This window comes from Alteromonas ulvae (assembly GCF_048987005.1).
Lineage (GTDB): Bacteria > Pseudomonadota > Gammaproteobacteria > Enterobacterales > Alteromonadaceae > Alteromonas.
Genome location: NZ_CP185261.1, coordinates 1,438,865 through 1,450,404 on the forward strand (window position 1 = coordinate 1,438,865; position 11,540 = coordinate 1,450,404).

General features: G+C 41.4%; 9 protein-coding genes. All 9 read left to right on the top strand.

Annotated features, from left to right (window positions below; all coding sequences use genetic code 11):
• The first annotated feature begins 46 nt into the window (after positions 1-46).
• The 9 genes from ACOJR9_RS06315 (at position 47) to ACOJR9_RS06355 (ending at position 11,539) form a co-directional block, all read left to right on the top strand.
• Positions 47-3,433, top strand: coding sequence for a DEAD/DEAH box helicase family protein (locus ACOJR9_RS06315; RefSeq protein ID WP_420935475.1), 3,387 nt, complete (start codon positions 47-49; stop codon positions 3,431-3,433).
• A 10-nt stretch (positions 3,434-3,443) separates the two neighbouring features.
• On the top strand, positions 3,444-3,740 hold the full coding sequence (locus tag ACOJR9_RS06320; RefSeq protein ID WP_420935476.1) for a hypothetical protein: 297 nt from the start codon (positions 3,444-3,446) through the stop codon (positions 3,738-3,740).
• 75 nt (positions 3,741-3,815) lie between these two features.
• Positions 3,816-5,369: an N-6 DNA methylase gene (locus ACOJR9_RS06325; protein ID WP_420935477.1), complete on the top strand. Its 1,554-nt coding sequence runs from the start codon at positions 3,816-3,818 to the stop codon at positions 5,367-5,369.
• Between the two features lie 8 nt (positions 5,370-5,377).
• On the top strand, positions 5,378-6,538 hold the full coding sequence (locus tag ACOJR9_RS06330; protein WP_420935478.1) for a restriction endonuclease subunit S: 1,161 nt from the start codon (positions 5,378-5,380) through the stop codon (positions 6,536-6,538).
• A gap of 30 nt (positions 6,539-6,568) precedes the next feature.
• Positions 6,569-8,152, top strand: a complete 1,584-nt coding sequence (locus ACOJR9_RS06335; RefSeq protein WP_420935479.1) for a DUF4145 domain-containing protein — start codon at positions 6,569-6,571, stop codon at positions 8,150-8,152.
• 139 nt (positions 8,153-8,291) lie between these two features.
• A complete protein-coding gene (locus ACOJR9_RS06340) occupies positions 8,292-8,627 on the top strand; it encodes a hypothetical protein (RefSeq protein WP_420935480.1) in 336 nt (111 codons plus the stop codon).
• A 51-nt stretch (positions 8,628-8,678) separates the two neighbouring features.
• The gene (locus ACOJR9_RS06345) at positions 8,679-9,371 is read left to right on the top strand and encodes a vWA domain-containing protein (protein WP_420935481.1); all 693 of its coding nucleotides are present in this window, start codon (positions 8,679-8,681) and stop codon (positions 9,369-9,371) included.
• Complete coding sequence (locus ACOJR9_RS06350) at positions 9,365-10,054, top strand: PP2C family serine/threonine-protein phosphatase (RefSeq protein WP_420935482.1); 690 nt, start codon at positions 9,365-9,367, stop codon at positions 10,052-10,054. The genes ACOJR9_RS06345 and ACOJR9_RS06350 overlap by 7 nt, the downstream gene beginning before the upstream one ends.
• A gap of 24 nt (positions 10,055-10,078) precedes the next feature.
• On the top strand, positions 10,079-11,539 hold the full coding sequence (locus tag ACOJR9_RS06355; protein WP_420935483.1) for a protein kinase domain-containing protein: 1,461 nt from the start codon (positions 10,079-10,081) through the stop codon (positions 11,537-11,539).
• Position 11,540 lies beyond the last annotated feature (1 nt).

An 11,540-nucleotide genomic window follows, 5' to 3' on the forward strand; every position in this document is an offset into this window, starting at 1 on the left:
ACTTGGCACTCGACCTGCAATTTGAGGAATAAGGAAATCAATCGGAATGAAGCAATCGATGAATTTTGAGTTTTTACGAAATGACTGGCCTGAGCTAGCTGACTTTGGCGGCTACGCTGAAGAATACATCTATTCAGATCCTGTTGGCTCGCTTATTAAACTGCGCTCATACAGTGAACATTTGGTTGGCTGGATTTATCGAACTCTAAAGTTACCTTGTTTACCTCGCGCAACATTCAACGAGCAGTTAAAGGGAGAGGACTTTGTTCAGCTGTCATCGTCGGCAATTCTAGATAAGTTTCATTTACTTAAAAACTTGGGCAACAAAGCCGTTCATGATAACAAAGGCACCACCGCTGATGCATTGTTTGCGGTTAAGCAAGCATACCATGTCGGTGCGTGGCTATATTGTGCGTTTTACAATGTACATAGTGATGCTATTCCGGAATTCAAAGAAGTAGAAAAACCTGACGGCCAATTAAAGAAAAAGCTTGAGCAAAGCGAAGCATTGCATAAACAAGCAATGGCCGAGTTAGAAGAGCAGCGTAAAGCCTATCAAGAGCTACTACAAAAGAATAGGCAGGCCACAGCAGTCGCCGATAAAGCTGCAATGCAATACTTTACTGATTTCAGCAAAGTCGCCTCTCAAACTTTAAATTTCGATGAAAAGGCTACTCGAAAATATCTCATCGATTCAGAATTGAGAGAAGTTGGTTGGGATGTATCTGATGATGGCACATCCACAGATCAAGTTGGTCAAGAAATAGAAGTCCAATATCAACCAACAAAGACGTTCATCGGTTATGTTGATTATGTATTGTGGGATGACGATGGCAAGCCGCTAGCAGTAGTAGAGGCTAAACGAACTTCGAAAGATGCTCGTCTCGGTAAAAAACAAGCAAAAGATTATGCCGATGCATTAGAAAAGCAGTATGGGCAGCGCCCTGTTATGTTTTATACCAACGGGCACGACATATACATCTGGGATGACGTTCAAAAGTATCCACCCCGTAAAATTTATGGTTATTACTCCAAAAGCTCATTACAGCATTTAGTAAAGTTCCAGCGAGTCGAGAAACAGTCGTTATCATCGGTTGAAATAGATCACGGTATCGCTGGCAGACGCTATCAATTAGAAACCATCACACGTGTTCATGAAACGTTCGAACTAAAGCGTCGGAAGGCATTAATCGTTCAAGCTACAGGCACTGGTAAAACAAGGGTTTCAATAGCATTAACTAAATCACTCCAAGAAGCAAAGTGGGCGAAACGAATTCTATTTTTATGTGACCGCAAAGAGTTACGTAAACAAGCCAACAAAGCTTTTGTCGATTTCTTACAAGCTAAGCCTTATGTGGTGGGTAAGAGTGAAAAGAAATATCGCGACAGTGCGCGTATTTTTATCGCTACTTACCCAGGCATGATGAGCATTTATGAAGAGTTTGACGTTGGTTATTTCGATCTGATTATCGCAGACGAATCACATCGTTCTGTTTATAACGTGTTTGGTAATATCTTTAAATATTACGATTGTCTGCAAGTCGGTCTTACGGCGACGCCAGTAGAAATGGTATCTCGCTCTACCTGCCAGCTATTTGGTTGCGACTACAAAAGCCCCACGGCGAATTACCCGTTGGAAAAAGCCATTGCAGAAGATCACTTAGTGCCATTCGATATCATGACAATGACCACTAAGTTTCTACGAGAAGGGATAAACCAGCGCTCGTTAACGGATGAGCAAATCGCAGAACTAGAAGACAACGGTGAAGATCCAAACGAGCTAGAGTTTAATGCCCAAGACATTGATAAAGCGGTTATGAACCTTGATACCAATCGTCAAATAATTCGAAACTTGATGGAAAATGGTATCAAAGACAAAGACGAACAGCTCATTGGTAAGACGATTATCTTCGCTCGTCGTATCGACCATGCTCGTTTGCTCAAAGAATTGTTTGACGACATGTATCCAGAGTTAAGTGATGGCTTCTGCGAAGTTATTCACTCTGACGAGCCACGTGCCGAAGCCCTCATCGATCAGTTCAAAGGCATAGAAGGCGAGCCGGAGAAAGATATCACTCTGGCAATATCGGTAGATATGTTAGATACGGGTATCGATGTGCCAGAAGTTGTCAATCTAGTGTTCGCAAAACCTGTTAAGTCGAAGGTTAAATTCTGGCAAATGATTGGGCGTGGAACACGTTTATGCCCCGACCTATTTGGTAAGGGCAAAGACAAAACTCGCTTTTTAATTTTTGACCATTGGAATAATTTTGATTATTTCGAATTCGATTATGAAGAAACCGAGCCAACTATTACCAAATCGTTAGCACAGAAGCGTTTTGAAATGCGTATGCTGCTGGCCTCTACCGCACTTAATAAGTTTGAACGCGAGTCGTTCTTAGTAGTAGCTAAGCTGCTTAAACAAGACATTGATTCACTTGATAAACGCAATATCAATATTCGCGATAGCTGGCAAATTGTCGAGCAAATGTCAGATGAAAAGCTGTTAAATCAATATGCAAAACAAACTGTACATTTGCTGGAAACCGAAATCGCACCGCTGATGCAATGGCTGGACACCCGCAAGCAGAGTAAAGCCATACGCTGGGATATTCTAATTGCGCAAACTCAGCAAACTTTGTTTGATGCGCCAACTGAACTTGGCGAGCTAAAAGCTGAAATCTTCTCTGTGATTGACCGCTTACCAGTCAATATGAAACAAGTTCAAGATAAAGCAGAATACATTAAACATCTGCTCAGCGATGAATACTGGCTTATGCCAACCTTTGAAAAGTTGGAGCAATCTCGTTTAGCACTGCGTGATATCATGTGGCTTCTAGAAGGTGAGATTTTACCGCCTCCTGCACCAACAAAATTGCTCGATATTAAGGAAGATGCTGCTCAATATGAAATCAGTGCTCGCGCTTCCAAAATTGAATCTATTGATTACAAGATCTATTTGCAGAAGGTCGAAGAAGCATTAAAGCCAATTTTTGATAGTCATCCGGTATTACAAAAGATTAGAAAGGGACAGGCTGTTTCCGAAAACGAGGTTTTACAGTTAAACAGTATTATCCATACGCGTCATGCTGATGTGGATATTGAAACGCTAAAATCGTTTTATCCAGAGTCGAGTAAGTCGCTTGATACACTACTTCGAAGCATTGTAGGAATGGATGCGAAATACATTGAAAAAAGTTTTACTGAACACTTACAAAACCATCGTATGAACGCACAAGCACAGCGTATAATCGACATGTTAGTCGGTCATATCGCTCGCAGCGGCGGCATCAAAATGGCCGACTTAGACAAAGCGCCATACAACCGAATTTATGAAGGTGTATTAGGAAACAGTGAAAACGATGTGTTCGCTTTGCTAAAATCGCTCGAGCTACCTGACCCTGTCTCAACTATTGAAGGAAGAAGTGATTAAAGGAATGAAAATGACTAGTACAACAGAATCGCGGATGAGTATGCGACTGAAGCTATTACACGAATCAGGAGATCATCTTTATCCGGTTCGAATGAAAAATACTCAAACGGGCAAAGTTGCATTTCGCGTTAGCGAACAAGGTAATAAACTTATTGATTGTATTGAAGTTGATTGTGAACAAACCATGTTGGATTACGTGGTAAAAAAAGGTTTCTCGGTAAGAGCAAGAACACTTCCTACCACTAAAAAGCGCGAAGGCTTGTACGGCATTAACAAACGCTCTATCACATCTTACCAACTCACGTAATTTAACCAACAAATTGAACAGTTTTAGCCCCTGCCTTTATGTTGGCGCGGGCATATGAAGTATAAAGAGAACACAATGATCACAGGCGAATTAAAAAGCAGCGTAGACAAACTTTGGTCTGAATTTTGGACGGGCGGCATCGCAAATCCGCTTACCGTTATCGAGCAGATTACTTTCCTTATGTATGCCCGTTTACTCGATTTGCATGAGCAGCGAGATGAAAAGCGTGCCCAGCTGCGAGGCACCAGCTTTAAGCGTCGCTTTAGCGAAGAACAGCAACATATTCGTTGGCACCGCTTCCATCATCAAGATGCAGATACCATGTTAAAAGTTGTGCGTGACGAAGTGTTTCCGCATTTTAAAGACATCGCTGGTGAAGGCTCATTGTTTAGTGGTTTTATGAAAGACGCTCAATGTATGATCCAAAAGCCAACTTTAATGGTCTCGGCGGTTGAGATGATCAATAAACTGCCATTAGAAGATAGTGATACCAAAGGGGACTTGTACGAATACCTCCTGAGCAAATTGACCACAGCTGGCATTAACGGTCAGTTTCGTACACCGCGCCATATCATTCGTGCCATGGTGGAAATGTTAGATCCAGAGGTAAATGACCGCATATGCGACCCTGCCTGTGGCACGGCTGGTTTTTTAAGCGTTGCATATGAATACCTGTTAGAGAAATACACATCTCCTGAGGGTATTCATACCGAAACAGTTATCGATGAAAAAGGCCAAGAGCAGCAGGTAAAAATTTACAGTGGTGACTTATTACTAGAGCACCGTGACCATGTAGACACTGACATGTTTCACGGTTTTGACTTTGACTCCACCATGTTACGTATCGCTGCAATGAATTTAGTAATGCACGGTATTGCCGAGCCAGATATTCATTATCAAGACACGTTAAGTGGTCGTTTTGCAGAACGCTATCCAGAGCAAAGTAAAGATGCCTTCTCGATGATCTTAGCGAACCCACCGTTTAAGGGCAGCTTAGACGAAGAAGACGTAGACGATGCCATTCTACGTATGGTTAAAACTAAAAAGACCGAGCTGTTATTTGTAGCGCAAATTCTACGTATGCTAAAAAACGGTGGGAAAACGGCGATCATCGTCCCAGATGGCGTATTGTTCGGCTCTTCAAAAGCGCACCAACAACTTCGTAAACACATTGTTGAGAACAACGAATTACAAGGCGTAGTATCACTGCCTTCAGGCGTATTCAAACCCTACGCGGGCGTTTCAACGGCGATTTTGTTTATCACCAAAGGTTCTGTGACCGACCATGTGTGGTTCTATGATTTACAAAACGATGGCTTCTCGTTGGACGATAAACGAACGATCATCAAAGAAAACGACTTAGAAGATTTAGTTGCGTCTTTCAAAGGCCGTGATAAGAACGCTGCTGAAACTGAAGAAAATGATCGTATTGTTACAGACGACAAAAAACACTTCTGGGTCAGCAAAGCCGATATCGCTGCCAATAAATATGACTTATCCATCAACCGCTACAAAGAAGTGGTTTACAAAGAAGAGCAATACGATCCCCCAAAAGAGATCCTGAGCAAGTTAGTGGATTTAGAAAATGAAATTCTAGCTGACTTAATAGACTTGGAGAAGATGCTGTGAGTTGGCCGATGGTTAAATTAGGCGAATTGTTCAAGGTTACATCTGGGGGAACTCCGTCTAGAAGAAAGCCTGAGTTCTACGAGGGCGGCACGATACCGTGGATCAAAACTGGTGACCTACATAATAAAAATGTAACCGAAGCATCAGAGTATATTACGCAAGATGGCTTAGATGGCTCATCAGCAAGAATGTATCCTAAAGGTACTGTATTAGTTGCGATGTACGGTGCAACTATAGGAGCGTGCTCTATATTGGATATAGATGCTTGCACAAACCAAGCTTGTGCGGCATTTACCCCGAATAGCGAAGTAGATATTAACTTTCTTTATTATTTATTGAAGCGAAATAAATCTACTTTTGTTAAAGCTGGCTCTGGTGGAGCACAGCCAAATATTTCAGCGACCTTCCTTAAAGAGTTCGAAATCCCACTGCCACCACTCGACGAGCAAAAGAGAATTGCTGCGATTTTAGATAAAGCCGATGCTATCCGCCGTAAACGCCAACAAGCCATCGACCTCGCCGACGACTTCCTCCGCAGCGTGTTTTTAGACATGTTTGGCGATCCTGTTGCTAACCCGAAGGGGTGGGAAGTTAAGTCGCTAGCATCTTTATGTAATAAGATAACCGATGGCACTCACCATTCTCCTCCTATAGTTGAGAGCGGCGTTCCATATGTAACGGCAAAGCACTTGAAAAAATCTGGTTTAGAATTTCATGCTAACCCGTGGTTTGTGTCAGAAGATGAACATAAAAAGATTTATGCTAGATGTAATCCTGAGCCAAACGATGTTCTGTATATTAAAGATGGTGCTACGACAGGACTTGCTGCAATAAATGAATATAATTTCGAATTTAGTATGCTTTCAAGTTTGGCTCTCTTGAAGCCTGATTTTGATTTAGTAACTTCAGAGTTTTTGTGTATGTTCTTGAATCATCCAAGAACAAAATTGGTATTAACAGCAAACATGGCAGGCGCTGCTATCACAAGGCTAACACTAGCAAAAATTAAAGACGTTAAAGTTCCTTTGCCCGATTTAAATACTCAACAGAATTTTAAAGAAATCTATATTTCAGTTATGGAATTTTTGGAGAAAGTTAAAGCAAGTGAAGACTTGAGTGACCAAGAATTTAACTCTCTAAGCCAACAAGCTTTCGCAGGTGAGCTGTAAAGCCCCAAAAAATAAAGACAAGGATGTTTTATGTCACGATTACTCAATATTATTGAAGAACGCCAATTACTCGGTATTAATCCACAAGATGAAAACAACATCAGTGAATATCTTGATTACGCATTAAACCCTCATGGCGAAAATAAGGAACAAAGCACAACAAACGACGTTCAAATTATCGTGGTGCCATCCCTTTGGATTACCAGCACCAAACACAAACGCCAACTAGCCCCTGTATTTAATCAATATGCTTTAAATGCCTTAGTTGATGTTGGCGCTATTTGGTCACCTGTCACCAGCATTTCATTTAGTTTATTGGTCTTAGGTTCTGAGCCAGTTAGTGATGTTCTAATGGCCGACTTTGCTGCAAGCGCTCCAGCACAAAAGAGCAACCTAGTTGATCGCAAACTCACATCCAAAGCGGACAAGTCCGGCGAGCTACCAAATATTGTTTACACCGACACATTTAAACAATTTCTAGCGCAGATTGAGCAAGAACTTTTTGGTGCAGTTAGTTCTGCAAAGAAAGAGCAACAAGAGCAGCAGTTTCAAACCTTCAAAGTGCCAGCCAAAGAACTTGATATGTCGCGCTTGCAGGTTGCCTTTTATCACCCAAACAACCAAATCGATATTCACCGCTACAAGAAAGCCAAATTCGAAGCGTTAGAAAAACTAGCCGATGTGAAAATGGTGAACTCAGTTAAACGGGGGAACTTGGTTCATGGGCAAGTATTTAAATGGCCGTTACTAGGAATAGGTAAGCTACCTTACAACCCAAATGAATTACCGATTACTGAAGGTGATGCGACAAATCAGGTGTTGGCGGAGGGCGATATTATTGTCACACCCAATTTCTCAAAGGTGTTTTTGGTCACCGAAGAGTTGAACGGTGTTTACGCTCCAGCGCATAGTTATAATATTCGTCTTCGGGCTAACGCAGCAGTTTCAGCACAATACTTATGTTTGTATTTACAAAGTGAGTTTGCCAAAAAGTATTCGCTCAAAATGGCGGTTGGCAGTGTAATTCCACGTATTGCGCTAAAAGACTTTCGACAGCTACCTATTTTACTGCCTGATGACGATACCTTGGTGAAAAGCGATGAGCTTTATCAACGGCTGCAAACACCAGATACAGACCTCGAAAAAATCAATAACCTCATTGCTGGCAGTAAAGACCAAGGCCGTTTGCAAGATAGTTTTTTGTTAGAAGGGTTAGAAAAGTTACGTATTTCTAAGCGCAGCATTATCGAAAAATTGATAAAAGATGATTTAAAAGAGCTGAAAGTCTGCATTGATAAGGGCTTGTATAAATCGTCAATGGTGATCTGTGGCTCAATTCTAGAAGCCATCATCCTCGACTGGTTATCTGAAACCGAAAAACACGACTACTACGAAGATGTTTTAGGAATAAGTTTAAGCGAAGCTATTAAATCTCTTAAAAAGCTCGGTGAGCTAGATTATGAGGCTGCAAATGCTGCACATAACATCCGCACATTGCGCAATCTTATCCATCCTAGAAACTACTTACAAAACCAAGGAAAAGTAACCAAGCGTGAGTGCAAAAAATTGCTTGAGCAATTGAGGATTATTATTTCGGCATATCACAAGTCATAATGGTAATTTTAATTACGTTATGATAATTGTAATTACTATTGTATTTTCTATATAAAGTGAAATTGAATTTAAAACAATAACTTATTTTTTGGTCTAATTTTCGCTTTTCATATGCAACCAATCATATGAGGAAGAAAACATGACCTTTATTGTGAAAGAAGATGATCGACTTTTAATTGCACCAGACCTTACAAACAGCCAGCACGCGCAGACAAGAGAAGGGCAAAGAGGGATATCTAAAAAGCAGGTAATGCTTGCTTACAAATATGGTCGCGTTATTCACTCGAGACGTGCTACCTATTATGTTATTGGTAAAAAAGAAATTGAAAGATATGGCTCTATTGAGCCTGAACTGAAAGCGATGAATGGAATCCAACTTGTTGTGTCGTCAAACGGAACAGTATTGACAGCCTTCCGAAATAAAGACCTCAGAAAGATCCGTCCATTCAAGCATAGCCACAAACACTTACATTAATTTGCAGTTGATTGAATTGAGTCAATCTAAGTTAAAAGGATAGAAACAAAAATGAGTCTAAAAAAATTCGCTGTAGCAAAAGCAAGAGCACTCCCTGTGATCATTTTGGCAGATACCAGTGGCAGTATGTCGGTAAACGGGAAGATCGCAGCCCTAAATGAAGCCATTCAGAATATGGTGTCTACATTCAAACAAGAATCTGCACGACAAGCTGAAATTCAAGTGGGTTTAATTACCTTTGGTGGAGATAGCGCTGAGATGCACTTACCACTTGCTAAAGCGTCAGAAATAGAGGCTATGCAGCCACTAGATGCAATTGGTCGCACACCAATGGGACATGCGTTCGAACTGGCTACTGAGGTGCTTGAAGACAAAGAACTGATTACGTCTCGCGATTATCGCCCTGTTTTAATTTTACTTTCTGACGGTATTCCAACCGACAGTTGGCAAGCTGGTTTAGAACGTTTAACCACCAGTGAACGCGGTCAAAAAGCCAGTCGCTTTGCAATGGCAATAGGGGCTGAAGCTAATATCGATGTACTTGAAGCATTCAAAAACGACCTAGAAGCACCAGTATTTAAAGCCAATGAGGCCAGAGATATTCACCGCTTCTTTAGAGCAGTCACTATGAGCGTAACAGCACGCTCGCAAAGTAGAACACCCAACGAAGTAGTACCTATCAACTTTGATGACTTAGACAACAATGACGATGATTTAGGCTTTGATCTAGAAGGTCAATGGTGAGCATTCGTCACCTCAGTGTTTCTGTTATTGGGCCTGGACATCTGCTAAATGCTCAGCCCAATCAAGACTCAGCGCTAGTAAAACGAGTGCCAAACGGGTGGCTCGCTGTAGTTTGTGATGGCATGGGATCTAAGCCTCATTCGGATATAGGGTCGAGGCAAGCATGCCGAGCTGCTTTTGACGTCATCAAGACGGTTGATTTCAATATTGAGAGCAAATCGCTTATCAAGCGGATTTATCAACACTGGCTGGACTCGCTTGGCAATATTACAGCCAACGACGCGGTAACAACGTGTTTGATTGCTTGGGTTTCTGATGAAGGAGAGCTTAGAACGTTTCAGTTAGGTGACGGATTAGTTTTAACTTCGCAACAGACAACTGAGAAGCTAGATAAAAACGACTTTGGCAACGTCACTACAGGCTTAGGAAAATCTAAACGGTTCTCCGACTGGCAAGTTGCAAAGCAGCAATTGAACGTTGGCGATGTAATTGCGTTGATGACCGACGGCATTAGTGAAGATATCAACCAAGGTATGGAGCTGGCGTTCGTTAATTCGATTGTAGAAAACACTGATGGCAAGAGCATTAGACAAGCTAAGGCTTGGTTAAAAAACGAATTTAGGAACTGGGGTACACCTAATCACACAGATGACAAAACACTTGCATTAATGGTTTTGAGCTAGCTGTGCAGAATAAGGGATATAAAAATGGCAAGTGGGCAAACTAAAAAACGGATAGTTACAGACACTTTTGGACAAGATTTTGAGTTAGTCAAAAAAATTGGACACGGTGGGCAGGGAGTTGTTTGTACAACTCAGGTTGATAATGTGCTGGTAAAAATGAGTACGCAGCCAGACAAAAATAAAAAAAGAAAATGGCTTGAGCATGTTCATTGGTTAATGAGACAACCTTTAGAGCAATTAAACATTGCTAAACCCTTTTCGCGCATTGCTATGAAAGGGAATAACTTTGGTTATGCAATGGAACTGATGGACGGATTAATTTCTTTAGAATCGTTAATGAATGAAACTGAAGAGCTAATTGCAGAGGAAGGTTCACCAGAGCATTATTTAGCGACAGGTGGTTTAAAGCGTCGAATGACTATTTTGGCAAAGCTCGCCAGAATACTGTCAGATCTCCATGCTAGAGGGTTAGCTTACGGTGATTTATCACCAGCTAACATATTTGTTTCAGAAAATGCTGATTACTCTGAAGTGTGGCTGATTGATTGTGACAATATCTGCATTAATCAGCGCGAAAGCTTTGACTCAATAGAACAAGAAGGGCAGGCAGGTCGAATCTTTAGCCCAGGGTTCGGTGCTCCAGAAGTAGTTAATGGAGATAGCCTTGTTTCGTCGATAACTGATGCATGGAGTTTTGCAGTTGTTGCGATGAAGTTATTGACAACTAATCATCCATTTGTTGGCGAAGCGGTTGAAAATGGTACACCTGAAGACGAAGAACGAGCGTTTTCGGGTGAGTTGCCTTGGATATATCACCCAACAGATAATTCTAATGCCCTAGATAAGGACTACCCCAAAGGCATTCCATTAGAGCTGGTAGCGCTAAAACCTCTTTATAAATTGTTTGAACAATGTTTTAACGTAGGCAAAGAAGACCCGCTAGCTAGGCCGAGTTTAAGTGAGTGGGCGGAAGTCTTGGAACAGCTTGCGCATACGCTAGTAAAGTGTCAAAACAACGTTTGTAATGCTTCTTTTAACTTCTTGGTGAACGAAGGCCAATTAGAATGTCCTTTCTGTAGCTCTACAATGAACAACAGCCAAGTTTTGTATATCAGAAATAACCTCCAAGACTTATCAATTCTAGAGCTGCCTGACACAACGATTAACGATACGTACGTTGATACGGGGTATAACCAAACGCTTAATATTGGCGAAACCATCGTAATCAAAAACTCTAGCCCTGGTTCTATGTACTGGCCTGAATCACAAGAGTTACTGTCGATACATTTTTCCAAAGAGGGTTTAGAGATTACGCCAATAGGAGCTAAATCTTTTGAAATGGGAATGGGCAAAAATAAACTTCAAACGTTCAACTCAAAAACGCCCATAGCTGCCTCAACGAGAGCGAATAGGTGGTTAATAATTGTGCCGATCGTTGATACGCCGGAGCCACAAATAGCTAATTTGTTTAGGTTGAGGTGGTAGG